This is a genomic window from Streptomyces sp. NPDC048295 (assembly GCF_040652135.1).
Lineage (GTDB): Bacteria > Actinomycetota > Actinomycetes > Streptomycetales > Streptomycetaceae > Streptomyces.
On sequence record NZ_JBEZLL010000022.1, the window covers coordinates 54,077 to 78,730 of the forward strand.

Annotated in this window: 26 protein-coding genes and 2 pseudogenes; 14 read left to right on the forward strand and 14 right to left on the reverse strand. The window is 70.4% G+C overall.

Annotation, left to right across the window (positions count from 1 at the left end):
• Positions 1-54: 54 nt before the first annotated feature.
• From AB0D53_RS28475 to AB0D53_RS28505, 7 genes are read right to left on the reverse strand one after another with little or no spacing between them, the layout of a single operon-like run.
• Positions 55-828 carry a cyclase family protein gene (locus tag AB0D53_RS28475; protein WP_362451706.1) on the reverse strand — a complete coding sequence of 258 codons (774 nt, stop codon included), beginning with the start codon at positions 826-828 and terminating at the stop codon, positions 55-57.
• Positions 825-2,078 carry an FAD-dependent monooxygenase gene (locus AB0D53_RS28480; RefSeq protein WP_362451709.1) on the reverse strand — a complete coding sequence of 418 codons (1,254 nt, stop codon included), beginning with the start codon at positions 2,076-2,078 and terminating at the stop codon, positions 825-827. The genes AB0D53_RS28475 and AB0D53_RS28480 overlap by 4 nt, the downstream gene beginning before the upstream one ends.
• 10 nt (positions 2,079-2,088) lie before the next feature.
• Positions 2,089-2,886: an SDR family oxidoreductase gene (locus AB0D53_RS28485; protein ID WP_362451711.1), complete on the reverse strand. Its 798-nt coding sequence runs from the start codon at positions 2,884-2,886 to the stop codon at positions 2,089-2,091.
• Between the two features lie 22 nt (positions 2,887-2,908).
• Positions 2,909-3,655 (reverse strand): SDR family oxidoreductase, encoded by a 747-nt coding sequence (locus AB0D53_RS28490; protein ID WP_362451713.1) that lies wholly within the window; start codon positions 3,653-3,655, stop codon positions 2,909-2,911.
• Positions 3,639-5,489, reverse strand: coding sequence for an AMP-binding protein (locus AB0D53_RS28495; protein WP_362451715.1), 1,851 nt, complete (start codon positions 5,487-5,489; stop codon positions 3,639-3,641). The genes AB0D53_RS28490 and AB0D53_RS28495 overlap by 17 nt, the downstream gene beginning before the upstream one ends.
• The gene (locus tag AB0D53_RS28500) at positions 5,482-6,525 is read right to left on the reverse strand and encodes an aromatase/cyclase (protein WP_362451718.1); all 1,044 of its coding nucleotides are present in this window, start codon (positions 6,523-6,525) and stop codon (positions 5,482-5,484) included. Before AB0D53_RS28500 ends, AB0D53_RS28495 begins: the two co-directional genes overlap by 8 nt.
• A gap of 34 nt (positions 6,526-6,559) precedes the next feature.
• Positions 6,560-7,363 (reverse strand): SDR family NAD(P)-dependent oxidoreductase, encoded by an 804-nt coding sequence (locus tag AB0D53_RS28505; RefSeq protein ID WP_362451720.1) that lies wholly within the window; start codon positions 7,361-7,363, stop codon positions 6,560-6,562.
• A 238-nt stretch (positions 7,364-7,601) separates the two neighbouring features.
• Here AB0D53_RS28505 and AB0D53_RS28510 point away from each other — a divergent pair, with 238 nt between their 5' ends.
• The 3 genes from AB0D53_RS28510 (at position 7,602) to AB0D53_RS28520 (ending at position 11,018) form a co-directional block, all read left to right on the forward strand.
• Complete coding sequence (locus AB0D53_RS28510) at positions 7,602-8,276, forward strand: class I SAM-dependent methyltransferase (RefSeq protein WP_362451723.1); 675 nt, start codon at positions 7,602-7,604, stop codon at positions 8,274-8,276.
• A gap of 100 nt (positions 8,277-8,376) precedes the next feature.
• Positions 8,377-9,927 (forward strand): GMC oxidoreductase, encoded by a 1,551-nt coding sequence (locus tag AB0D53_RS28515; RefSeq protein ID WP_362451725.1) that lies wholly within the window; start codon positions 8,377-8,379, stop codon positions 9,925-9,927.
• Positions 9,928-10,241: 314 nt separating this feature from the next.
• Entirely contained in the window at positions 10,242-11,018 is a 777-nt protein-coding gene (locus AB0D53_RS28520; protein WP_362451727.1) for an AfsR/SARP family transcriptional regulator, read from the forward strand.
• 58 nt (positions 11,019-11,076) lie between these two features.
• On the opposite strand, the gene AB0D53_RS28525 is transcribed toward AB0D53_RS28520, so the two are convergent.
• Together AB0D53_RS28525 and AB0D53_RS28530 are read right to left on the reverse strand one after the other, a co-directional pair.
• The gene (locus AB0D53_RS28525) at positions 11,077-11,520 is read right to left on the reverse strand and encodes a nuclear transport factor 2 family protein (RefSeq protein ID WP_362451729.1); all 444 of its coding nucleotides are present in this window, start codon (positions 11,518-11,520) and stop codon (positions 11,077-11,079) included.
• A 26-nt stretch (positions 11,521-11,546) separates the two neighbouring features.
• Entirely contained in the window at positions 11,547-12,065 is a 519-nt protein-coding gene (locus AB0D53_RS28530) for a MarR family transcriptional regulator (protein WP_362451731.1), read from the reverse strand.
• A 368-nt stretch (positions 12,066-12,433) separates the two neighbouring features.
• On the opposite strand from AB0D53_RS28530, the gene AB0D53_RS28535 reads away from it, so the two are divergent.
• The 5 genes from AB0D53_RS28535 to AB0D53_RS28555 all read left to right on the forward strand — a co-directional run bounded on the left by AB0D53_RS28535 (position 12,434) and on the right by AB0D53_RS28555 (position 16,711).
• A complete protein-coding gene (locus AB0D53_RS28535; protein ID WP_362451734.1) occupies positions 12,434-13,705 on the forward strand; it encodes a beta-ketoacyl-[acyl-carrier-protein] synthase family protein in 1,272 nt (423 codons plus the stop codon).
• Entirely contained in the window at positions 13,702-14,976 is a 1,275-nt protein-coding gene (locus tag AB0D53_RS28540) for a beta-ketoacyl synthase N-terminal-like domain-containing protein (protein ID WP_362451736.1), read from the forward strand. Before AB0D53_RS28535 ends, AB0D53_RS28540 begins: the two co-directional genes overlap by 4 nt.
• A 98-nt stretch (positions 14,977-15,074) precedes the next feature.
• Complete coding sequence (locus tag AB0D53_RS28545; protein ID WP_362451738.1) at positions 15,075-15,320, forward strand: acyl carrier protein; 246 nt, start codon at positions 15,075-15,077, stop codon at positions 15,318-15,320.
• 67 nt (positions 15,321-15,387) lie between these two features.
• Positions 15,388-16,287, forward strand: a complete 900-nt coding sequence (locus tag AB0D53_RS28550) for an NmrA/HSCARG family protein (protein ID WP_362451740.1) — start codon at positions 15,388-15,390, stop codon at positions 16,285-16,287.
• 229 nt (positions 16,288-16,516) lie between these two features.
• Complete coding sequence (locus AB0D53_RS28555; RefSeq protein WP_362451913.1) at positions 16,517-16,711, forward strand: DUF6059 family protein; 195 nt, start codon at positions 16,517-16,519, stop codon at positions 16,709-16,711.
• Positions 16,712-16,878: 167 nt separating this feature from the next.
• Here the strand turns inward: AB0D53_RS28555 and AB0D53_RS28560 are convergent, their stop codons facing one another.
• Both AB0D53_RS28560 and AB0D53_RS28565 read right to left on the reverse strand, forming a co-directional pair.
• Positions 16,879-17,598, reverse strand: a complete 720-nt coding sequence (locus AB0D53_RS28560) for a 4'-phosphopantetheinyl transferase superfamily protein (RefSeq protein WP_362451742.1) — start codon at positions 17,596-17,598, stop codon at positions 16,879-16,881.
• The gene (locus AB0D53_RS28565) at positions 17,588-18,454 is read right to left on the reverse strand and encodes a metallophosphoesterase (protein WP_362451744.1); all 867 of its coding nucleotides are present in this window, start codon (positions 18,452-18,454) and stop codon (positions 17,588-17,590) included. The genes AB0D53_RS28560 and AB0D53_RS28565 overlap by 11 nt, the downstream gene beginning before the upstream one ends.
• A gap of 665 nt (positions 18,455-19,119) precedes the next feature.
• On the opposite strand from AB0D53_RS28565, the gene AB0D53_RS28570 reads away from it, so the two are divergent.
• Entirely contained in the window at positions 19,120-19,920 is an 801-nt protein-coding gene (locus AB0D53_RS28570) for an alpha/beta fold hydrolase (protein WP_362451747.1), read from the forward strand.
• A gap of 311 nt (positions 19,921-20,231) precedes the next feature.
• A pseudogene (locus AB0D53_RS28575) lies at positions 20,232-20,360 on the forward strand (AAA family ATPase); the annotation flags it as partial.
• A gap of 36 nt (positions 20,361-20,396) precedes the next feature.
• Here AB0D53_RS28575 and AB0D53_RS28580 read toward each other — a convergent pair.
• Positions 20,397-21,173, reverse strand: a complete 777-nt coding sequence (locus tag AB0D53_RS28580; protein ID WP_362451750.1) for a class I SAM-dependent methyltransferase — start codon at positions 21,171-21,173, stop codon at positions 20,397-20,399.
• A gap of 301 nt (positions 21,174-21,474) precedes the next feature.
• On the opposite strand from AB0D53_RS28580, the gene AB0D53_RS28585 reads away from it, so the two are divergent.
• The 3 genes from AB0D53_RS28585 to AB0D53_RS28595 all read left to right on the forward strand — a co-directional run bounded on the left by AB0D53_RS28585 (position 21,475) and on the right by AB0D53_RS28595 (position 23,100).
• Entirely contained in the window at positions 21,475-21,882 is a 408-nt protein-coding gene (locus tag AB0D53_RS28585; protein ID WP_362451752.1) for a transposase family protein, read from the forward strand.
• Positions 21,883-21,977: 95 nt separating this feature from the next.
• Positions 21,978-22,466, forward strand: coding sequence for a transposase (locus AB0D53_RS28590; protein ID WP_362451754.1), 489 nt, complete (start codon positions 21,978-21,980; stop codon positions 22,464-22,466).
• Positions 22,467-22,725: 259 nt separating this feature from the next.
• Complete coding sequence (locus tag AB0D53_RS28595) at positions 22,726-23,100, forward strand: transposase (protein ID WP_362451756.1); 375 nt, start codon at positions 22,726-22,728, stop codon at positions 23,098-23,100.
• A 45-nt stretch (positions 23,101-23,145) separates the two neighbouring features.
• On the opposite strand, the gene AB0D53_RS28600 is transcribed toward AB0D53_RS28595, so the two are convergent.
• Positions 23,146-23,694: a DUF4262 domain-containing protein gene (locus AB0D53_RS28600; protein ID WP_362451758.1), complete on the reverse strand. Its 549-nt coding sequence runs from the start codon at positions 23,692-23,694 to the stop codon at positions 23,146-23,148.
• A 150-nt stretch (positions 23,695-23,844) separates the two neighbouring features.
• Between AB0D53_RS28600 and AB0D53_RS28605 the strand changes: the two are divergent.
• Positions 23,845-23,988 (forward strand): annotated as a pseudogene (locus tag AB0D53_RS28605) (IS5/IS1182 family transposase); the annotation flags it as partial.
• Between the two features lie 14 nt (positions 23,989-24,002).
• On the opposite strand, the gene AB0D53_RS28610 reads toward AB0D53_RS28605, so the two are convergent.
• Positions 24,003-24,458, reverse strand: a complete 456-nt coding sequence (locus tag AB0D53_RS28610; RefSeq protein ID WP_362451761.1) for a hypothetical protein — start codon at positions 24,456-24,458, stop codon at positions 24,003-24,005.
• Positions 24,459-24,654: the final 196 nt, after the last annotated feature.

The window sequence follows — 24,654 nt, forward strand, 5'->3', positions numbered from 1 at the left end:
CTGTCAGGAGATCGCGGAGTCGGCCGGTACGTTCCTTTCCGCGTCGGCCGCCGTTCACTTCTCGATCAGCGCCACCACCCGTGACCAGCCCGCACCGGCCCCGGCTATCTTCACCGGCAGGCAGCTGACGGTGAACCCGGTCGAGGACGGCAGGTCCTGCAGGTTGGCCAGCCGTTCGAGCTGGCAGTACTCCTCCTGGCGTCCGGCGAAGTGGGCCGGCCACAGCACGTCCCGGTCCCCGGTGCGATGGTATTCGCGGATGATGTGGGTAAAGGGCGCGTCGAGGCTGAAGGCGTCGGTGCCGATCACCCGTACCCCCAGGCCGAGCAGCAGCCTTGTGGCCGGCCCGTCCAGTCCGGTGAACTCGGTGAAGTACTCCGGCTTGCCGAGGTTCCGGTCGGCGCCGGTGTGCAGCAGTACGACGTCCAGCGGCCGAGGCCGGCGCCCCACGCGCGCGAACTCGCGCTCCAGGTGCTCGACCCCGACCGTGCCCGTCCCGGCCTCCCGCAGGTCCAGCACCATGCCGGGCCGCACGAACCAGTCCAGCGGCATCCGGTCGATGGTCCGGGGGGTGCGTCCGTGCGCCGCGGGGCCGTAGTGCGCGGGCGCGTCGACGTGGGTGCCGGTGTGTGTGGTGAGTGTCAGGTAGTCGTTGGTGAGGAAGGCGCCGTCCGGGAAGACGTCCGGGTCGAGGTCCAGGCCGAAGTGCTCCTTCATCTCGTCGCGGACGTGCAGGGCCGCCTGATGCGCGTCGAGCACCCGGTGCACCACCTCGTCCGGTTCCCAGAACGATGCGTCGATGGGTGAGGACAGATCGATGATTCTCATGTTCCGGCAGCCTCCCGGCGTATCGGTTCCGCCTCGCCGAACAGGTCCGAGCGCACTGTGACCGGCCGGGCCCCGAACGCGATGGCGCGCAGGATCCTGCCGTAGAGCGGGGTGTGCGCCAGAGCACGCGCGGCCAGCGGCCGGACCGCCCCGGCGATCCGGCCTCCGCCGCCGAGCATCGCCTTGCTCTGCCTGGCCTGCAGGGTGAAGACCTTCTCGATGTCCTTGCGGCGGTCCGGCACCCAGGCCGACAGCGCCGCCTTGCCGAAGTCGCCGGTCCCCAGGGCCGACAGCAGCACCGGGTGCAGCAGAACGGCGTCCTGCACGGCCAGGTTGATGCCCTGGGCGCCGATCGGGCTGTGCGTGTGCGCGCTGTCGCCGAGCAGGACCAGTCCGTCGGCCGCCCACTCCTCGGCGTAGCCGGAGAAGACATCGAGCAGGGTCAGGTCGCCGAGCTCCTTGACCTGTTCGAGCACCTGGTCCGCGTACGCCGGAACCGCCCGCGCGATCCGCGTCCGCAGCCGTTCCACTCCTTCCTCGGCGATCTTCCGGTAGCCGTTGTGCGGCAGGGTCCAGCCGATCTGCACGCAGTCCGGGTACGAGTCGTAGATGAGCACCGGTGCGCCGTCGGTGCGGTGCACCCGCACCGTGCGGTCCCGCCGGTCCCCGGCCGGCACCCGGAACCACAGGATGTCGTGCGCGAAGGCATCCAGACGGTGCTGTTCGATCCCGGCCAGCCGCCGGGTCTTCGAGTACCGGCCGTCGGCGGCGACCGTGATAGGCGCAGTGATCCGGCGGCGCCGCTCGCCCTGTCCGCACACGATGCCGGTGACGGCGTTCCCGTCGCCGGAAAGCTCCCTGAGGCCGCAGCCGTCCAGATAGGTGAAGTCCGGATACCCGGAGCAGGCGTCGAACAGCTCCGTCAGCAGATGCCGTTGGGGCAGGCTCAGCAGGAAGCCGTAGGGCGGCGGGAGGGTCCCGTAGTCGATGTCCATCAGCAGGCGCTCGTTCTCCACGAGCTGGAACCGGCCGAGTTCGTAACCACCGCGGGCGCGTGCTCCGGCGAGCAGGCCCAGGTCGTCCAGGAGTGTCATTGCGCCGGGCTGGAGGATCTCGCCCCGGTACTCGCGGTCGAAGGACCGGGAGCGTTCCACGACGGTGACCCGGGCGCCGGACCGCAGCATCAGCAGGGCCAGTGTCAGGCCGGCCGGGCCCGCGCCGACCACACAGACATCGGTCGTGATGTCCACGTCCGCCCCCTCAGGCCCGCAGTCCGAGGCCGCCGTCGGCCACCACGACCTGCCCCTGGATCCAGGCGGCCTCCGGCGCGCACAGCAGGGCGATCACGTCGGCGACGTCCTCGGGGCGGGTGAGGCGGCCGTTGGGGGTGCGGGACGCCAGCAGCCCGGCGATGGCCTTGTTGGAGGTGTGCTCCCCTTTGTCGAGCAGATGGGTGGAGACGGCGTTGACGGTGATACCGAACGGTGCCAGGTCGACGGCGAGATAGCGCACCAGGTTCTCCAGCGCCGCCTTGGCCACTCCGGTGGCGAGGTAGTGCGGGATCACCTCGAACGCCCCGTTGCCGGAGACGGCGATGACCCGGCCGCCCTCCGGCATCAGCTTGGCGATCGTGCCCGCGCCGTGCAGCAGCGGGTTGAGGGCGAGGGCGATCTCGTCGAAGAGCGGGCCGGTCTCCGGTGCCACCGGGAGCATCGGGTGCATGGTGGCGGCGTTGTGCACGAAGATGTCCAACTGCCCGTGCTCGTCCCGGATCCGGTCGAGCAGGCCGGCCAGGAACTCGGCCGAGCCGATGTCCCCCTTGACCGGTGTGGTGCTGCCCGGGAGGTCCGCGGCCGCCTCGACGGCCTCGGCGGCGGCCGCGTCGTCGGCGGCGTAGTTCAGGTAGACGTGACAGCCGGCCTTCCGCAGCCGGTGGGCGACGGCCCGGCCGAGTCCGCGGGAGGCTCCGGTGACCAGGGCGATCCGGCCGGCCCGGAAGAGGCGCGGGGGTTCGGTACCGGGGCCGGGGGGATGGTGCGCGATGCGCTGCTCGTTCATGTGCCAAACCGCCTTCGCGTGATCAGGGCCTACCGCCGTTGACCACCTGGAGGTGGCCGTTGACGGGAGCTGACAGGTCGGAGGCGAGTGCGAGAACGCAGCCCGCCACTTCGTCGGGGGTCGTCGGGACGATGCCCGGGCCCAGGGGACCGCTGTGTGGCGTGCCGGGCTCCTGTACCGGGCCGGGGGCCACGCAGTTGACCCGCACGCCCTCGGCCGCCAGGTCGTGGGCCAGTGCCAGGGTGAGACCGGCCACCGCCGCCTTGACCGAGCACAGGTGGGCCGCGGCCGGCCGGCCGCGTACCCCGGCCAGCGAGGACAGCAGCACCACCCGGGACCGCCCGGCCGCGGCCAGCAGCGGAAGAATGGCGGTGACCAGGCGGAAGACCGCGACCAGGTCGGTGTCCAGCAGCGAGCGGAACTCCTCGGCGGTGAGCGCGGTGGCCGGCCGGGGCCGTCCGTCATAGCCGGTGACGCAGTTGACGAGGACGTCCAGCCGGTCCACGCCCGCCGCGTCGAGTCCCGCGCGCAGCATCTGCGGGCCTTCGGGCGTGGCGAGGTCGGCGGTCACCGGATGCGCGCGGACGCCGTGCTCGGCGGCGACGCGGTCGGCGAGCGCGGTGGCCGCCTTCTCGTCCCGGCCGTGCACCACTGCCTCGGCACCCGCGGCGGCGAAGGCGCGCACCACCGCGCCGCCCACCAGCCCGGTCGCCCCGGCCACCAGCACCCGGGTACCGGCCAGGCCCAGCGGGTCAGCCGCGTTCGACATGCGACACCACGGCGTGCAGCTGCGGCGTGGCCTTGGCAACGGAGGCGAGCTCCCGGATGTGGTCCTGGAAGCCCTCGGACTGCACGACCTGTATGTGTGCCGCCGCGTCCTCCCAGCGTGCGATGTTGGTGTAGACGTTCGGGTTGGTCAGCGACCGGACCAGGGTGTGGTCGATGAACCCGGGCTGTGTGCGCATGTACACCGAGCTGGCCTCGAAGACCTTCTCGAACTCCTCGGGCGCCGAGGTCAGGATGAACTCGTTGATCAGGATCACCATCGGGGAACCTCCGTCGAGCCGTGTGTGGAAGGAAGCCCGCAGCTCGCGCCGCGGGATCTTGCCGTTGGGGGTACGCGGAAGCCGTGCGACGACCTCGTGACCGCGGACCTGCTTGTAGTAGGGCAACCGGGCGTTGAGCCGGCCGATGATCCGCTCCGCCTCCTCGGGGGAGCGGGGGTCGGTGAGGACGAGCAGGGCGTGGGCGACCGCGCCGGACACCGGGTGCGGCCGGTCGAGAACGACGCTGTCGGCCACGGCCGGGTCCTCGGCGAGGGCGGCTTCGATCTCGGTGGGCGAGACGAGCCAGTTGTCGCACTTGAAGACGTCCTTGATGCGGTCGGTCAGGTGGAGCCGGCCGTCCGGGTCGATCCGGCCGACGTCCCCGGTGGCGAGCCAGCCGTCGGCATCGACGGCCGGGCCGTGCTCGCCGTCGAGGTAACCCCGCATCACCTGAGGTCCCCTGAGCTGGATCTCCCCGTTCTCACCGGGCGGCAGCACCGCTCCGTCGTCCAGGGACACCACCCGGTGCTCGGTCCCGTCGACCGGTGTGCCGACCGATCCGGGGCGGTGGTCGCCGGGCCGGTCGAAGTGCGTGAGGGGCGAGGTCTCGGCCAGCCCGTACCCCTGGACCACGGGGACGCCGAAATGCCCGGAGAGGGTATCGGCCAGGGCCGGAGCGAGCGCGGAACCGCCGGAGGCGATCATCCGGGCGTCCGGCAGCCGCAGTTCGGACAGCCGGGGATGGGCGGCCAGCCGGGCCAGCCGGGCAGGCAGCAGATATATGTGGCTCGCGGCGTGTGCGCGGGCCCGTTCGATCGCCTCCACCGGGTCCGGTCCGGGCACCAGGACCTGCGTCGCTCCGGCGGCGAGGGCCGAGTTCATGTGCATGGGGTGGTAGCTGGGGAAGTGCACGAGGGTGATGGAGGTACGGTCCAGACCGTGTGCCCGGGCGGTCTGGACCGCGTTGACCGTCACGTTGCGGTGGCTGAGCACGACGGCCTTCGGCATCCCCGTGGTGCCGCTGGTGAAGTGCAGCGCGGCCGGATCGTCCGGGGCCGCGCGGTGCTCGGGCACGCCCGGACCGGCGGTGTCGAGCAGGTCCGCGAAACGCGGCGCCTGCCCGTCGTCCCCCACGGGTCCCTCGCCGAGGACCGCGACGAGTTCCAGCCCGGGCAGCCCGCGCCGTATCCGCCGCAACCGCGCGTAGAGCTCGGCGCCGACCAGGGCGGCCCGCGCGCCGGACTTCTCCAGCACGTACTGCAGTTGCTGCTCGCGCAGCAGCGGGACCACCGGGAGTGCCAGGTTCCCGCTGCGCAAGGCACCGTGGTAGGCGATCACCACGTCGGGGTGCAGGTCCGCACCGATCGCAACGACCGCGCCCCCCGCGCCCAGCCGTTCCCGCAGCAGCGCGGCACACCGGTCCACCGCCGCGTCGAGCCCCTCGTACGTGACAGCACGGCCGCCGAGGACGAGCGCGGGGTGGTCGCCGGACCGGCGGGCACCGGACCGCAGCAGCAGATCGGCGCGGGCCGGGAGTCCGTCCAGGAGGTCAGGCACCGGTCGTCCCCTCCACGAAGGCCTTGGCCTGCCGCAGTGTCGCCGAGCTGTTGCGGCCCAGCGCGTCCCGGACGAAGGCCCGGGCCCGCTCCTCGGTCGCGTCGGGTCCCAGTACCCGGCCGATGGCGTCCGTCGCCAGTACGACGGTGTGCTCGGCGGTCGCCGTGACGCCCCCGTCCCCGTCCTCCGTCAGCAACCAGCTTCCGGTGTGCACGCGCAGCAGAGCCGGGGTGACGAGCTGCTTGTAGTGGATGCTGTGGGGCGCGGCGCAGACCCGGACCGACCGGGTGGTGTGGGACGAGCCGTCGGCGGTCCGGGTATCCATCTCCAGGATCTGCACGCCTGGCAGATCCTCGGTGAGCTTCACCCGGGCGACGTGAGGGAGCCGCTCCGCCCAGTGCTCCGCCCGGTCCAGGAAGGCGTGGACCGCGGCGGCCGTCCCGTCGATGCGCAGGCTGTCGCGGAAGGTGAAGCCGGTATCCCGGCCGGTTCCGGCGTCCCGGGCCGCCTCGGCCAGAGCGGCCAGCTCGGCGCGGCTGTTGCCGTCGACCGCCTTCTCCAGCCAGGCGAGCGTCTCGGCGTCGTCGTCGACCGCGGCGTAGACGTGGGTGAGCATCACCTCGCTGCCGCCTGCCACTGGGCGTACGATCCACTCCCCGCCCATGGCTGCGATCGGTGCCACGGGCCGGTCCTGCCCGAAGGAGATGCGCTGCCGCGCCGGATCGAGCAGCCGACGGGACGTCCAGGTGCGCACCCCGCCGTTGGCGGTGGCCCACAGCTGAAGCCGTTCCGGACCGCCACCCTCCGGCGCCCGCTCCAGGACGCGGGCGTGAACGGTGGGCGGGAAGATCAGCGGCCACCGCTCGACGGCGGCGAGCAGGGCGAAGACAACCGCCGGGGCGGCCGGGACGGTGACGGTGTGCGCGACGTCGACGCGGGTCGGGTCACCGGGCCGTTCGCCCGGTGTGCGCCGCGAGGGGCTGACGGTGAGGTCGGGAGCAGGGGGCGTGGCGGTCCGGGGCGTGGTCTGGGACACGGTGTGCACCTTCCGAAAAGGAGTGGCGGGCCGGTCAGTAGTTGCCGAGGCCGCCGCAGACGTTGAGCGCCTGCGCGGTGACGGCGTCCGCGGCCGGCGAGACGAGGTAGCCGACCATGGCGGCCACCTCCTCGGGGGTGGTGTAGCGGCCGAGCGGGATCTTCGCCTCGAAGCGTTCGCGGATCTGTTCCTCACCGGTGTTCCACGCCTCGGCGTAGGCCCGGCGCACCCGCTCCGCCATGGGGGTCTCGACGTATCCCGGGCAGACCGCGTTGACGGTGGTTCCGGAGGCGGCGAGTTCCAGTCCCAGCGCCTTGGTCATGCCGACTACGCCCGCCTTGGACGCGGAGTACGGGGCGGCGAGGACGACGCCTTGCTTTCCCCCGGTGGAGGCGATGTTGATGACGCGTCCGCGCGGCCGGCCGAGTATCCCGCCGGCCGACAGCACCTCCCGGGTCACCAGGAAGACGCTGTTGAGGTTGGTGTCGATGACGTCGTACCAGACCTCGTCGGAGAGTTCGGCGGTGATGCCGCCGCCGTTGCGGCCGGCGTTGTTGACCAGCACGTCGATAGGGCCGTACGCCGCGACGGCGGCGGCGACCAGCGCCGTCACCTCCGCGCGGGAACGCACGTCACACGTCGTGCCGTCCGCCTCGTACCCCTGGGCACGCAGTTCCTTGACGGTAGCGGCGACGTTCTCCGCGGAGCGCGCGCACAGGAAGACCCGCAGTCCGCTCTCGGCCAGGGCACGGGCGGTCGCGAGCCCGATTCCACTGGTCGCGCCCGTGATCAGGGCCGTGCGCCGGTCCGCCGGGGTGCTGGTGTCGCTGGCAGGCATCTCGCTCCTCGTTCCTGGCCGCAGTGCGGCGTTGTCGGGGCACGGGCCGGTGCGTGGGGCCGGTGCCAGGCGTCGCCAGCGAGGCTGCCGGGAGCCGGTGGAAGCCCGCTCGAGCACGGGTGGAGAGCTGCCGCGAGGGCGTGTACTGGTTTTCGAGTGCTTCTCCAGCCACCGCTCCTACGTTGTCCACGTCCTGGCGAACGCCGGGGCCTGTGGGGGACCTGATAAAGGAGTGGTGATGGAATTTCCTGCCGACCAGCCGATGCGGGTGCCGGCTACCCAGGAGGTCGTCGACTACGCGGTCGCCAGCGGCATAGCGCCGCTGCCCGCCCATCACGACCTGGTGGCACGCACCGAGAAGGAGACCGGTGACAAGGCCGGCATGCGCATCGCGCCCGAACAGGGCGCCCTGATCACCCTGTTGACCCGGATGGCGGGTGCCCGGCGGGCGATCGAGGTGGGCACCTTCACCGGGTACTCCTCGCTGTCCATCGCCCGCGCCCTGCCCGCCGACGGACATCTGCTGTGCTGCGACACCAGCGAGGAGTGGACGCGCATCGCCCGGGACGGGTGGGAATCGGCCGGACTGGCCGACCGGATCGAGCTGCGCCTCGGCCCCGCCCTGGAGACCCTGCGGTCCCTGCCGCGCGAGGAGAGCATCGACTTCTCCTTCGTGGACGCCGACAAGACCGGCTACGCCGCCTACTACGAGGAGCTGATCGTCCGGACCCGGCCGGGCGGGCTGATCGTCTTCGACAACGTCCTCTACGGCGGCCGGGTACTCGGTGACGAACCGGTGACCGGAAACGCCGCCGCGCTGCGCGAGTTCAACCCGCAGCTCGCGGCCGACCCGCGGGTCGAGGTGGTCATGCTGCCGCTCGCGGACGGCCTGACCATCGCCCGCAAGCGCTGATCCGCCCTCGACACCGCGCCCTCCGTCCGGCCGCCGGGCGTCCGGACACATCGGCTGCGGCCCGTTCCAGCACCCGTTCTTCGCTCAGTCAAGGAGTGGTATGTCAGGCAGAAGCGGGCTCTCCCGTCGCCGGTTCCTCACCGGTGTCGCGGCAGGCGCGGCGCTCGGAGCCCTTCCGCTGCGTTCCGCCGCCGCCGCGGAATCCGTCAAGATACTGATCATCGGCAGTGGTTACGCCGGCAGCGTCGCCGCGCTCCGCCTCGCGCAGGCCGGGCTGGACTCGGTGGTCCTGGAGCGCGGCAGGCGGTGGCCGATCACCGCCCAGGGCGGCACCTTCGCCACCCCCGCGGCCCCGGACGGCCGGGCTTCGTGGCTGAACTCCTGGAGCCCCTTCGTCAGCCAGCAGCTCGACGTGTACCCCGGGGTGCTCGAGGCCTTCCGGGCGAACGGGGTCATCGCCCTGGCCGGCGCGGGCGTCGGCGGGGGTTCGCTGGTCAACAACGCCGTCATGCTCAAGCCTTCCCAGAAGGCGTTCAACAGGGCGTTCGGTACGCACATCGACTTCGACGAGATGAGCGAGCAGTGGTACGCCAGGGCCCGCTCGCTGATCGGTCCGGCCCCGATGCCGGACGACGTGTACGCCTCCACGCACTACACCGCCGCCCGCTCGTTCACCGCCGAGACCGCGGCCGCGGGACTGACGCCGTTCCGGGCCGACATGTCGGTGGACTGGCAGACGGTACGGGAGGAGCAGGCAGGCACCAAGGAGGCGTCGCTGATCATCGCCCGCTCCATCTGGGGTGCCAACAGCGGTGCCAAGCGCAGCGTCGACCGGACCATCCTGGCAGCGGCCGAGGCCACCGGCCGGGTGTCGGTCGAAACGCTGACCCGGGTGGTGGACGTGATGCCCTCGGCCGGCCGCTATCTGGTGCGGTGCGAGCGCATCGATGACAGCGGTGCCGTGGTGGCCCGCCCCGAGTACAGCGCGGAGCACGTCTTCTTCGCCGCGGGCTCGCTGGGTACCAGCCGACTGCTGGTCGCCGCCAGGGGCCGCGGCAGTCTGCCCGCCCTGCGCGCCTCGGTGGGCAGGGGCTGGGGTACGAACAGCGACCGGCAGACGGTACGGGTGGGCATGCCCTGGAACAATCCCACGCAGGGCGGTCCGTCCGGCATCGTGGCCCAGGACACCGACAACCCCTACGAACCCGTCACGATGATCAATTTCCCGTGGCCGGTGCCTCCCGCGGACGGCACCGGTGCCCTCGGCGCACTCGCGATGACCACCTGCTCCGCCGACGGGTACTTCACCTACAACGCGTCCACCGACGACGTGTCCCTGACGTGGCCGAACAACAGCCCTTCGGCCCTGCGCGCCACGCAGGCGGTGACGACCACCGTGGACCGGATCAACGCCGCCAACCCCGGCACCTCCACGCTGCGGGTGAACGCCGACACCACCTCCCACACGCTCGGCGGCGTGGTGCTCGGCCAGGCGTGCACGACCGACGGGCGGCTGTACGGCTACAACAACCTCTACGTCATCGACAGCTCGCTCATACCCGGCACCATGGCGACGGTACCGCCGGCGCTGACCGTCACCGCGCTCGCCGACCGATGCGTGGAACAGGCGCTGCACCACATCCTGGGCTGACGGCACGCGGCCGGCCGGGCCCTCGACGGCTTACCGGTCGGCCGCCTCATGGAGAAACAGTCGGCACTCCATCGGCTCTAACCAGCACAACACCCTTTTCACGAGTGTTTTTCGGGCAGATTCCGGTCTTGTCCGAGTATGTTTGCTCATCGGTCCGAGATACCGGCCGCTCTTCTGGGTAGCGTTCGGGGCATCACAGCCGCTGAAGGGGAAGCGGCCAGGCGATGTCGGCACTCAGCGGGACCGCGGCACCATGCATACGGCGACGCAGGCACGGGGGGAAACGGATGGACATTTCCGTCGGCATACTAGGGATGCTGGAATTACGGTTCGGGGACGTCGTATGTGTTCCCAGCGCTCCGAAACCAAAAAAGGTGCTGGCGCTTCTTCTCATCTACTGCAACCACATCGTCCCGGTCTCGGTCCTGGTGGAGGAGTTGTGGGGGAACCGGCCGCCGGCAAGTGCCAGAACGACGCTCCAGACGTACATCCTGACGCTCCGCAAACTGCTGCAGCGCGCGGATCCCGGCGTCGGCGAGCATCTGCTGACGGCCGGGCCCGGGTACATGCTCAAGGTCCCCGAGGCGGCCTTCGACCTGTATCGCTTCGACCAACTCGCCAAACAGGGCCGGGAGACGATCGGCCGGGGCGACGACGAGACGGGCGTGATCCTGCTGCGCCGGGCGCTCGACCTGTACCGGGGGCAGGTGCTCGTCGACGTGGACGCCGGCCAGTTGGTCACCGCGCACGTGACCAGGCTGGAGGAACTGCGCCTGACCACCCTCGGGTTGTGCATCGACGCCGAGATGAGACTCGGGCGGCACCAGGAGCTCCTCGACGAACTCGGCGCACTCGCCGCCCAGCACCGCTTCCACGAGAATCTGCACGCCCAGTACATGCGGGCGCTGTGGCGGTCCGGGCGGCGTTCCTGCGCACTGGACGTGTACCAGCGGCTGCGCGGGGCCCTCGCGAAGGAACTCGGCATGGAACCCGCCTGGTTCCTCCAGCAGTTGCAGAGCGCGATACTCTCCCCCACCGCACCCCAGCACCATCCTCTGGGCCACGGTCTGTCGCACAAGTCGGCCTGCTGACCGGCACCCGTCCCCAGAACCTGTCCGTGGGGCCCCGCCGGGGCCCCACGGACAGGCGTCAGGTCAGGTCGTCCCTGCTGACCTGACGGTGTTTCACCAGCCACGGCCCGGCGCCCTCGCGCACCAGCAGGTCCTCGCAGACCGTGCTGCGGTGCACCACGGGGGTGCCGCCGAGAGCGGTGGCGACGACCAGTGCGTAGCACCGGGCCGCCACGCTGCCGTCCGGCCGGGGGTCCACCGTCAGCATGCCGAGCCAGTGCCGATGCCTGATGCCCTGCTCGGCGAGCGCGGCGCGGGCCTTGGAGCTGCTCGCGACGAGGGCCTGCCGGCCGGCCGCCCGGTCGTGTCCGCCGTGCAGGACGAAGACCCCGTCCTCGGTGAAGGTCTCCGCCCAGTCCTCGGTCCGCCCGTCGTCGAGCGCCTGCATCTGCCGTGCGTAGAAGTGTGAGACCTCGCTGTACAGCCGTTCCGTTTCGAGCGATGCGGTGCCGGTGTGCGGCATCGAACCTCCTTGGCGCGTAGGGACCTTCAGCCTGCGCCGCCCGCCTGGAGTGCGGCTCGAGTCGCGCTGGAACGGGTGGCCGACCCTGAGCCGGCGCCGGATCCGTCCGCCGGCCTGGACGTCTCGTACAGCCGCAGCAGGAGGGACATGAGCTGCTCGCGTTCCTCCACCGAGAACGGGGCGAGCAGTTCCCGCTCCAGCTCCGCGAGGGCGGCGGTCACCTGTGGCCAGGTGCGCCGGCCGGCCGGGGTCAGCCAGACCCGGCTGCGCCGGGCGTCCTGATCGTCCGGGGTGCGGCGCACCATGCCGGCGGCCTCCAGGCGCTTGACCGCCTGGGTCGCCGTGGGGGCCTCGACACGTACCTGCCGGGCGAGCTCTCCGACCGTGCTCCCGTCCGCCTCCCACAGGCAGCGCAGGAAGAACTGCTGGCCGGCGTGCAGGCCGAAATCGTTGAGCAGGCGTTCGGCACGGATCCGTGCCGAACGTCCCACCAGCGCGAAAAGGGTGCTGAAGTCCCCCAGGGACAGGGCGGGCTGAGCGGTCATGCGGCTATGACCTTCGGATCGCTGACGGCATACGGGGCATGGGCCGACGACGCGGTGGACCGGTCGCCAGCGGCCATGGTACGCGGCGTCCCGCGGCCCGGTCCGGCCCCGGCTCCACCGGCTTCCTAGTCCCGCTCCAGCGGTGCGGCCAAGGATCGTCCACGTCCCCCGGGCCATCCACGGGTGACGCGTCGCACCACCGGCCGAGCACGGGAAAGGGTCGATTCGATGGACAGCGCACAGCCTTTGACGGGGACGTCCCTGAACGAGGCGGCATCCCCTCGGAACCGGCCGGTCAGCCGGCTCCCGGAGGCCCTCCACGCAGGTGGATCCGACCATTCCACGGCCCGGGCCACGGGTGGGTCCCGGTGAGCCGCAGGGTCGCCGTCACGGGCATCGGCGTCATCGCGCCGGGCGGCAACGGGACGAAGGAGTTCTGGTCGCTGATCACCTCCGGGCGGACCGCGACCGGTCCCCTCACCTTCTTCGACGCCACGCCCTACCGTTCGCGCATCGCCGCTCAGTGCGCCTTCGATCCGCTGACCGCCGGCTTCTCACCGCGGGAGGCCCGGCGTCTGGACCGGGCCGCCCAGTTCGCGGTGGCCTGCGCACGGGAGGCGCTGGCGGACGCCGGCTTCGCCTCCGGTACGCCCTCGGTGCCCGAGCGGACCGGCGTGTCCATGGGCACCGCCGTAGGCTGCACGATGAGCCTGGAGAAGGAGTACGCCGTCGTCAGCGACGGCGGCCGGGACTGGCTCGTCGACCACCGGCGCGCCGTACCGCAGCTGGTCGACTACCTGGTACCCAGCAGCCTGGCCCGCGAGGTGGCGTGGGCGGCGGACGCGCTCGGTCCGGCCGCGGTCGTCTCGGCCGGCTGCACCTCCGGTCTCGACGCCGTCGGGCATGCCTGCGAGCTCATCCGTGAGGGTACCGCGGACGTCATGCTCACCGGCGGCAGCGATGCGCCGATCTCGCCGATCACGGTGGCCTCCTTCGACGCGATCCGCGCGACATCGCCGCGCAACGACGACCCGGCCACCGCTTCCCGGCCCTTCGACCGGACCCGGGACGGCTTCGTCCTCGGCGAGGGCGCCGCCGTGCTGGTACTGGAGGAGTGGGAGCACGCCCGGTCGCGGGGGGCCCACGTGTACGCCGAGATCGGCGGTCATGCCTCGCGCAGCAACGCGTTCCACATGACGGGCCTGCGCCCGGACGGCAAGGAGATGGCGGAGGCCATCACCCGCGCGCTGGACGAGGCCCGGCTCGACGCGACCGCCGTGGACTACGTCAACGCGCACGGCTCAGGCACCAGGCAGAACGACCGGCACGAGTCGGCCGCCTTCCTGCGAGCCCTCGGCGAGCACGCCCGGACCATCCCGGTCAGCTCGATCAAGTCCATGATCGGCCATTCGCTGGGGGCCATCGGGGCCATCGAGATCGCCGCCTGTGCCCTCGCCCTGGAGCACGGCGTCGTACCGCCCACCGCCAACCTCCACGAGGCCGACCCTGAATGCCCGCTCGACTACGTGCCGCTCACCGCCAGGCAGCAGCGCCTCGACACGGTCCTCACGGTGGGCAGCGGCTTCGGCGGTTTCCAGAGCGCCATGGTGCTCACCCGGCCCGAAGGGACCCACCGATGACCGCCCACGCCCTCCTGACCGACTCACCGGCCGACCCGGCCGGCGGCCGCAGAGACACGGTTCTCGTCACGGGCCTCGACGTACGGGCGGCCAACGGCAGCGGCACCGACGCCTTCTGGCAGAGCGCTCTGGAAGGCCGCAGCGGAATCGGCCCGATCACCCGCTTCGACGCCTCCGGCTACCCGAGCCGACTGGCCGGTGAGATCGACGCCTTCGATCCGGCCGGCCTGCCCGGCCGGCTGCTGCCGCAGACCGACCGCGTCACCCAACTCGCCCTGACGTCCGCGTCCGAGGCGCTGCGGGACGCCGGTCTGGACCCGGCCGCGCTCCCGGAGTACGGCGTCGGGGTGGTGACCGCGAACTCCGCCGGCGGGTTCGAGTTCGGCCAGCGGGAACTGGAGAGCCTGTGGGCGAAGGGACCCCGGTATGTCAGTGCGTACCAGTCCTTCGCCTGGTTCTACGCCGTCAACACCGGCCAGATCTCCATTCGGCACGGCCTGCGCGGCCCCAGCGGAGTCCTGGTGACCGGTCAGGCCGGCGGGCTGGACGCGGTCGGGCACGCGCGCAGAATGCTGCGCAAGGGGACGCATGCCGTCCTCACCGGGGCGATGGAGTCGGCGCTGTGCCCGTGGGGTTACGTGGCGGAGCTGACCGGAAACCGGCTGAGCACCGCCGACCGCCCCGAGGAGGCGTGCCTGCCCTTCGGTGAGCGTGCCGCCGGACAGGTCGTCGCCGAGGGCGGTGCGCTGCTGATCCTGGAGAGCGCGGCCTCGGCCGGCGCCCGGGGCAGCACCCGCGACTACGGCGAACTGGCCGGTTACGCGGCCTGCTTCGATCCTCCGCCCGGTTCCGGGAGGCCTGGTGGCCTGGTCAGGGCCGCCCGGGCGGCGCTGGTGGACGCGGGCGTCGAGCCGTCGGCGATCGGCGCGGTGTTCGCCGAGGGCGCGGCCGTACCGGAACTGGACGCCCAGGAGGCCGCGGCGATCACCGAGGTCTTCGGGGCACACGCGGTCCCGGTCACCGCGATCACCTCACTGACCGGCCGGCCCGGCGCCGGGGCCTCCGCACTCGACTTGGCGGCGGCGCTGCTCGCGGTCCGGGACGGGTTGATCCCCCCGACCGCGGATGTCGGCCAGATGCCGGCCTCCCACCGGATCGACCTGGTGACAGGACGGCCGCGCCTGCTCGCCGGCGACGCGGCGCTGGTGCTGGCCCGCGGACACGGGGGCTTCAACAGCGCCGTGGTCGTCCGCCGCGCCGACCGTCCGTGACCACTGTTCTCGTCGCCCACCGATCCCACCGCTCCAATCAATCCCACCGATCCCACCGATCCTGTCAATCCCACCGATCCCACCGGAAGGTGACCACCATGACCGATTTCACCCTCGACGACCTGAAGCGCGTGATGCGGGAGTGCGCCGGCGAGGACGAGAGCATCGATCTGGACGGCGACATCATGGACTCGCCGTTCGAGGGCCTCGGCTACGACTCGCTCGCTCTCCTCGAAACGGCGACCCGGATCGAGCGGGAACGCGGCGTGAGCGTGCCGGAGGAAACGCTGAGCGGTGCGAAAACTCCCCGGCTGCTGCTGAACGCTGTCAACTCCGCCCGCTGACCCGACCGGTGGCCGCCGCCGGGCGGTGGCCACCGCGCACGGTGAGCCGACTCGTAGATGAGGAACGATGACCGACCGACCTCTCGTCCTGGTCACCGGCGCCACCGGGGCCCAGGGCGGCTCCGTCGCCCGTCACCTGCTGCGGTCCGGCCGCTGGGCGGTGCGAGCCGTGACCCGCGACCCGCGGTCGGCGGCCGCCGGCGCCCTGGCCGCCCTGGGGGCCGACGTCGTCGCCTGCGACCTGACCGACAGCCGGCAGGCGCGCCGGGCGGCTGTCGGTGTCCAGGCCGCGTTCCTGGTGACCGATTACTGGTCGCTCAAGGAGCGCGAGTACGAGGTGGCCCGCACGACGGCCGACGCCGTGCTGTCCGCCGGTGCCGAAACACTGGTGCACAGCAGCCTTCCCGAGGCGCACCGGCGCAGCGGCGGCGCGCTGTCCCTGCCGCACCACGACGGCAAGGCCCGGCTGGAGGAGGAACTGCGCAGGCGCGGCGCACCGGTCGTCACGGTCCACCTGTCCACGTACTACGAGAACTGGCCCGCCCGCCGGCTGCGCAGGGAACCGGACGGCTCGCTGGCCTTCGCACTGCCGCACGGGGACACCCCGCTGCCCGCTGTCTCGGTCGCCGATCTCGGCCCGGTGGTGGCCGCGGTGATGGCTGCCGGGCACACGTTGCACGGAAAGGTGGTCAAGGTGGTCGGCGACCTGCGCCCGGCCGCCGCCTACGCCGCCGACCTCACCCGGGTACTCGGCGTCCCGGTCGCCTACCGGGACGTGCCCTACGAGACGTACCGGGAGCTGCCGGTGCCCCACGCCCATGCCATCGCGGACATGCTGGAGTTCACCCGCCGCCACCCCGACGTCACCCCCGCCGACGTGTCCCACGCACGGACCCTGCACCCCGGGATGCGGACCTACGGCGACTGGGCGGAGTCGGCGCGCGATCAGTTCGCGCACCTGCTGTGAGGCGACGGCCGGCCACGCATCCGTACGGCACGGTCGGAGATATCGGAGGTGTCGGAGAAACTGTCCTCTGCGCGTGGGCCCTTGTCCCGGGGGCGCGGTGTGCGTCTCGGTGGTCCCCGACCGCGGCAAGGGTTCCGCCCCGACCGTCGGGCCGGACGACCTCGGCGCATGGCCCGTCACCTCGACGACCGGAGTGAGGTCGGCCGTGGAACTGTCTCTCGTCCGCCGCGTGCTGCGCTCGATCTACCGCAGCCTGGTGGCGTACGGATCAATGTATACGGGCGTGGATCCGGTCGACCCGGGCGCTACCGAGCCGACCGGGAAGCTGCGTGGGCCCGGACCGGCCCACCCGGAGCGGGTGCGGCCGGATACGCCTCTCACGCCGTTGGAACGAGCACACCTGCGGGAGTTGCGCTCACGCTGAGTCCGGCGCCGAGGAGATCACCATCTCCCGCAGGGAGTCCGGCCATTGCCTCAACGGAACAGGCTCAGGATCCGGCAGGAGCCGAGCCCCCACCCGTTCTGACGGCCGTCGGCCCCCACCGCGGCCCCTGGTCCTGGACCAAGTGCTGTCCCCCAACCTGCGGCGGATCAGCGTGCGGCGTCAGATGCGGTGATGCGCTCCGTGGGGTCCGGCGCAGGAACCACGACCGCGGTGCCTATCAGGCCCTGGCTGACGATCCATCGCCCCTGGAAGTGTCCGAGCCGACGGCCTTCCATCAGCGGTCCGGGCACGAGCAGCACGGCGCGGAAGCCTCCCTGCTGCTCTTGTCCGGGGTCCGCGGTGATGTCGATGTCCGCGTCCTCGAAGCCCAGCGAACTTCCGGTCAGGGGAAACCACGCCTTGTAGACGGCTTCCTTCGCGCTGAACAGCAGCCGGTCCCAGTGGATCGCGGGCTGCCGAGTCGCCATGCGTGTCAGACGCTCTCGCTCGCCGGGCAGCGAGACGGATTCCAGGACGCCACCCGGGAGCGGGGCATGGGGTTCGGCGTCCATGCCGAGCGAGGCCACGTCGGCCGCGCGCGCCAGGGCCGCTCCGCGGTAGCCGTCGCAATGCGTCATGCTGCCCACCAGCCCTTCCGGCCAACGAGGGGCACCTCGCACACCGGGCAGAACGGGCTGCGGTGGCAGGCCGAGCTTCTCCATGGCGAGGCGGGCGCAGGCACGTACCGCGGTGAACTCCCGGCGGCGCTTGGCCACCGCTCGCGCGACGACCGCCTCCTCCTCGGGGTACAGGAACGCCTCGTCCGCCGAACCGTCATGACAAGTCTCCACGACCACCACCGAGTCGGGGAGCAGCTCATCGATCACCGGGATCGGCCTCCAACGGAAGAATACGGCGCAGTGCCCCTGGTGGGTGCGGCCGCCCGCGCCACTCACGGGGATATCCCACGGACACCTCTTCGAAGCGGACGCCCTCGTGATGGGTGGTCCGCGGGATGTGCAGATGACCGTAGACCATGGCGGCCACGCGGAACCGGCGGTGCCAGTCGGCGGTCAGCCGGGTTCCGCACCACATCGCGAACTCGGGATACCGGAGAACGTCCATGGGGTGCCGGTCGAGCGGATAGTGGTTGACGAGGACGGTCGGCATGTCGGCGGGAAGTTCGGCGAGTCGGCGCTCCGTCTCGGCCGTTCTGGCCAGGCACCACGCCTCACGGCTCGGGTAGGGGTCGGGGTACAGGAGGAACTCGTCGTTGCAGACGATGCCCGTACGGTGCGCGTAGGCCAGTCCCTCGTCCTTCGTCGTGCAGCCGGCCGGCAGAAAGCTGTAGTCGTAGAGCAGGAACAGCGGTGCCACGGTCACCGGACCGCCCGCCCCCTCCCAGACCGGGTAGGGGTCCTCGGGTGTGATCACGCCCAGTCCCCTGCACAGCTCAACCAGGTATTCGTAACGAGCCGTTCCGCGCAGGGTGACGGGGTCCCTCGGGTGGCTCCACAGCTCGTGGTTGCCCGGTACCCAGACAACCTTGCGGAAACGGCTCGCCAACGTCTTGAGGGCCCACTGGATGTCAGCCACGGTCTCGGCGACGTCCCCGGCCACGAGCAGCCAGTCGTCATCGGATCCGGGGCGCATCCTCTCCACGAGAGCGCGGTTCTCCTCGTAACCGATGTGGAGGTCGCTGACGGCCATGAGCCGCCCCGTACCTCCCGCTGTCGATGCCAACTCCCCCTCCCCTCATCGGTGAACGGCCTCACAAGAACACACCTGGACACGTGCTGACAAGGCCCGCCCGGTGGCACAGCAGGTCACTGCCCCAAGGTGAGGACAGGAGACTGCTGCAACTGGTCGGCGGCCGAGCGGTGGCCGACCCGGAGCCTGCCGAGGCACTTGAACCAGCGACATCAGGACCGGGCATCGGCTTGCCCGGAGGCCACCAACTCTCCCGTGCGCGAGAGGCATTGGCTCTGCCCGAGCCCAGGCTCCGATCGGGAGCCGTTCCACCGAACGGCTCGCATGCCCAGGCGGAGAACTGTAAATTCTCTGGTCGGGATACACAGGGGTGCGATGCGCGCATCCCCGATATTTTTGGCGCGAGTTGGAGGTGTGGCTGCGTTGATGGCGGGTAGGGCTTTGAGTTTCGATGGGATCAAGGGCCTCAGCGCAGGAAAGCACCGACAGGGGCGGACCGCGCACCGTCCGGCCCGCCGGGGCATTCCATTCCGGAACAGCGGCTGAATATCTCCAGCGTTTACCCCGCCGCCCGGAATTGGCACACCAGTCGCGTTCACACATCGGTGAAATGATCCACCACACGCCCGCAGCAGAAAAGGCGGAGGCGTGAGGAAGAATCCCGAACTGCTCGGCAACGTAAGGATCGGACACCCTTCATGAAGTCCTCGCAAGTCGCCCAGGAGTTGTGGATCAGAAGATTCCTGAGCTCACCCGGCGCAACCTCCGCGCCCGCTCGGGCTCAGACAGCTCTGCTCGTCTGCCTGCCGCACGCGGGCGGCTCGGCGTCCTTCTTCTTCCCCGTCTCACGGGCCCTTTCGCCCGCGCTGGACGTCGTGGCCGTGCAGTACCCCGGTCGCCAGGACCGGCGGCACGAGACACCCGTGGACGACATTCCGGAACTGGCCCGTCAGGTCGCCGACGCGCTCGGCCCGGTGGACGCGCGGCCTGTGGCCCTCTTCGGCCACAGTCTCGGTGCCTCTCTCGGCTTCGAGATCGCCCGGCTGCTCCAGGCACGCGGCACCGACGTGAGCCACCTCTTCGCCTCCGGCCGCCGCGCGCCATCACGCACCCGGGACGAGCGCGTGCACCTGCGCGACGACGAGGGTCTGCTCGCCGAGGTGCGCGAGCTGAGCGGCACCGACCCCCGCATCCTGGGTGACCCGGAGGTGGTGCGCATGGCGCTGCCCGCACTGCGCGCCGACTACCGGGCGGCGGAAACCTACCGTTACGTGCCGGGGCCCCCGCTCACCTGCCCCATCACCGTCTTCACCGGCGCCAACGACCCCAAGGTCAGCGCGGAAGAGGCCGGCGCCTGGTCCGCGCACACTTCTGCGGAGTTCGATCTCCGAACCTATCCCGGCGGGCACTTCTTCCTCACCGACCATCAGGCAGACATGACCCGGATCATCCGTGAGCGCCTGGCACCGGTCGCCCCGCGGGGCTCCGGTTCGGCATAGCCACCCCCGAGGCCCCCGTACCCGGTGCGGACCGGGCAGGGCGGTCCGGTGGCCGTGGCACCCCCGTTCCTGGGGTACCTCAGGAACTGACGGGTTCGAGGAACTCTGATTCCGGGACATCGAAATCTGCGATTCTTCCGCGCCGTGCGGCTCTTGGTCACCCTGCGGCCCGGCGTCGGTCCGGAATTCCTCGTGTCCCGAGTTCTGTCTCGGCTTCGGCGAGCAGTGCGTGTCGGTCCGTCTTGCGGTTGCGGTTGAGCAACAGCTCCGCCAGGTGCCAGTAGGACCGGGAAACCAGTGCTGACGGCAACACCGGTCCCCGCCTCCGCGCGACCATCGTCGACCGCCTCACCTTCAACAGCACCATCAGCGAGACCGGGACCGACTCCTGCCGCCTCGCCAGCACCCGAGCACGCGCCGAGGAAGCCGCCGAGGCTGGCCGACACCTGCCCTCCCACGCCGAGACGTGGGGTCACCTACTCACCGGAGCGGGCCACGAGCAGCGGCTGGAAAAAGCCCGTCTCCTGCGGCATCCGCCACTCCGGGTCGACAAACCCGGCCTCGGCCGCGAGGCCGGTCAGCCGGTCCTGGCCGAGTGCCCAGTAAGTAGTACGGCGGACCTGAACACGCCATTCTTCGCTTGCCGGAAGGACTTGGAAGTGCTCCAGGTCGTAGTGCTCTCCGTCGTCGTGCCAGTGCCAGAGCTGGAAGGTGACGGCTCGTTCTTCGCCGTCGGCGCAGTCGACGTTCCTGTGGACTTGTGGAGGCGTCGAAACCGGGCGGTCGCGCAGCAGGTCGTCGTAGTGGCGTGTGCTGACCAGCAGCAGGCCGTCAGGACGCAGCACGCGGTGCATCTCGGCCAGGGCCGCGTGCACGTCCTGCTCGGTCAGCAGGTGAGGCAGCGAGTTGTCGGCACAGACGACAGTGTCGAACCGGCCATCAGGAAAAGGGAGGCGTCGCATGTCGGCAGCGGCCGTGCGCAGGCTCAGGTTCCGACGGGCGGCCTCACGAGCAGCGCGGGCGGCGGCACGGGGGCTGAGGTCGGTCCCCGTGACCCGGTGCCCGCGCAGGGCCAGACCGACGGCCTGCGTGCCGATGCCGCAGGAACAGTCCAGAACCATCGCGCGATCTTGGCCGATCAGGCCGTCCAGGGCGCCCCCTTGGCGACGGACGCTCGCGTCCCAGTCCGGATAGATCAGGTGGTAGTCCTCAGCCAGTTCGTCATAGAAGCGCGCCACCGATGTCTCGGGCATGGTCCGAGATTACCGTGCCTGCTTCCCCGGAGGTGCCGATCATTTCGATGACCGGCACGAACGCCTCCACTGACGGCAGCACCGTCATTTCCCGTAAACATCTGCGAGCGCGTTGATCGTCGACTGCTGTTGAAACTCGGTTCTGGCACAGATCTTCGGGAACCGTCGCGGAGCGTGACATCGTTGTTCGATTGCGAGGGCCTGGCTCGTACGAGACGACGTACGCCTTGTCGCCTGACGGCCGGAAATGACGATCCATCAGCTGCACTCTGTTCGCTGCTTTGGTCGGCGGTGGACCGCGATGGTGCTGGTCGTGCAGACCGACGCGCTGTTCTGGGACTCGCTGGTGTTCAAGGGGATCGACGAGGTGGAGGTCCAGGCGGTTACGGCCGCGTTCGGCACAGTTGAGGTGGTGGCGAGAGGTCGCGCAGTCACGGTGGCATGTCCGGACTGCGGCCTCTTCTCGGATCGAGTCCACGATCGTTACCAGCGCAGGCTGAAGGACCTTCCGCTCGCTGATCAGGGCCTTGCGATCCGGCTGACGGTCAGGCGTTTCATCTGTGGGTCGGCAGACTGCCCGCGCCGGACGTTCGCCGAGGCGTTCTCCCGGCTGTCTGTCCCGCACGCTCGGTTCACCACACGGCTCAACCGTGCTCTGGAACGGGTGGGACTCGCCCTGGCGGGGCGGGGCGGGCCGGCGCTCGGCTGACGGCCCAGCTCGGCTTCGGTGCGGGGCGGATGACCTTGTTACGCAGGGTCATGACACTGCCCGGTCCGCGATTCAGTACTCCACGGGTGCGGGGCATGGACGACTTCGCGATCCGCCGCGGCCAGACCTACTCCGCGGTCTTGACCAGCATCGAAGACCATCGCGTGGTCGACGTGCTCCCGACCCGCGAGGGCGGACCGCTGGCCGCCTGGCTGATCCGCCACCCCGGCGTGGGGATCATCTGCCGGGACCGGGCGGGTGCCTACGCCGAGGGCGCCCGCCGCGGTACCCCTGGTGCCCTGCGGGTCGCTGACCGGTTCCATCTGTGGCAGGGCCTCGGCCGGGCCGTAGAGACCTGCGTCGCGGCCCATCGCGACTGCCTGCGCAATCCGATGCCCAGCGGCACGCTGCCGCAGAACTCCCCACCGGCTTCCGATCGGCCACAGAACGGCGTGGAGCCGGTCGGCCGGCGAGCCGAGCGGAAGAAGGCCGCACATGCCCTGGCTCACGAGATGCTCGCCCAGGGTCACTCACGTCGGACGATCGCCCGGCACCTGGGCTGGGGCCTCAACACCGTGCTCTGATACGCGAACGCCGCACGCTGGCAGGACACCATCCGCGACAACCGGCCCCGGCCCAGCAGGCTGGACCCTTACAAGCGCTACCTGGAACGACGGTTTACTGAAGGATGCACCAGCGTCACCCAACTCCACGGCGAGCTGGTCGCCTAGCAAGCTCCCGTCACCTACGGCATGGTCCGAGCCCACATCGCCACCTTGCGCGGGACTCCGCCCGCCGCACCGCCGCACCGCCGCACCGCCGCGGCCGCCAACGGTACGGCAAGTGACCGGGTGGATCACCCGCCACCCCACCGCCCTGAACGAGGAAGACCGCGTCGGCCTCAAGGACGTCCTGGCCCGCTGTCCCGAACTGGACATAGCCGCCGGGCACGTCCGCGATTTCGGTGAGATACTCACCGGCCGCCTCGGCGCCACGCTCCCTGCCTGGATCGGCGCAGTCGACGCCAGCCAGCTGCCCGGGCTCACCGGCTTCGCACTTCACCTGCGCCGGGACCTCGACGCCGTGACCGCCGGCCTCACTTTGGACTGGAGCTCCGGCAGCATCGAGGGCGCCGTGAACCGCATCAAGAAGATCAAGAGACAGCTATACGGCCGAGCCGGATTCGAACTTCTACGCAAGATGATCTTGCTTCAATAGCGCATCGCCCGGGTGCCGACTTGCCAGCTTCCCGGCCCTTTGAGATCAGAGATCGGCCGTCCAGATCCCGACAGGATGGTCACGCGAAGGGAGCCACAACTGAGGCTGTGAGTCACGATGCCTCTCATCAGCCTGCTCATCCCAGTGGAAACGGCCATTGGCATCAGGCCACACGACTTGCAGCACAGGGAGAGGCGGCCGTCGGTAGAATCCGATGGCCTGCCCGAAGAAGGTCCGGTACCAGCTGCGATCGACCTGCCTGAGCGCGACTCGATACCCGTGGACAACATCAGGATGGCTCTGGCCGTCCGCCAGCACTTCGCCTGCGGCAGACTTCTCTCCGAGTGCGTTGAGCATGCGATGCATGGCGTGGACATCGAGCCCGAACATGGCGAGTTCAGGTCCGCCGTGGGTGTGCGCGAGGCCGATCGTGTAGGCGAATCCAGGACCGATCTCGTCTTCGGGAACCATCACGACGTGCCATCCGTGCTGCTGCACGTGCTCGATGACCGTCAGATCCATGCGGTCCGCTTCGTCCCGGTCGCCGTAGTCATGGCAGAGGACGCACCGGCACTGGAACGGATCATCAGTCATGTGCGGAGGGTATGCGGTGAGTCTTCAGTTCGAGCAACCGGGGTTTGGACCCTCTCAATCGAACAGTGCCATCACTCTCCGCGACGGCTCTCCAAGATCTGTACCAGAACCTGAAACTCATCGAAAAACGCTGCTGCTGAACGTGAACGAAGCCACAAGCAGCGCAACGCGGTCGAATGGTGCACAGGCAGGCCCAAGCAGTGGCGCGGTCCGGCCATGCGGACGCACAGGCTGGCCATGCCCTACCAAGCCGCACTCCACCTGGCCGCCATCCTTGTCCGGGCACGTCAGTGACGTGACCACGGAAGCTACAGACCCAAGCTTGTGACGAAGCCCGAGAAAGCAGGTGCTACGGTCCGCCACTGGCAAAGGAGCGGGTCCGTCCGGAAATCACTTCCGACAACGCGGGGATCCGAGGGATCAGTCCGGTAGTCGAGCGCCAGGGCACCGTCATCACCGGGGTTGCGTGTGATGGCGATCAACACTGCCTGTTCAACGTCAAGCCACGGCAGTTCGTGCGGGGCCGTGTCCCTGCTTCCGCGTGCCTGGCGAAAGAAGTCCGCGTGCGGATCGTCAGCGAACATGTCCATCGGCTGGGACGCGAACGCCATCTGCTCGGGGTTCGGCACGAAGGCAAGTGGGTCCTCGAACCACGGGATGACCTTCGCCAGCACCGCATCACCCGGGTGAAGCCATAGGTCGCGATCGATGAGGGACGTCAGTGGGGCGGGCAGAACAAGTCCACGGACTGTCGAAAGCGCCATGGCGCATAGCTTCGCACGGCAGGACTACACCGGGGAGACGCGCTCTGGCCGATGCCGCTCAGACCCCTCAGACTGCAGAATCACTACGCCGCGTCGGGGCGATGAAGGGGATGTTCGGGGCCGTTCTCATCACCGCAACAGCCAAGTCCTCGAGCCCCGTCGGGGGCCGTCCCACTTGACGAAGGTCCGGCAACGG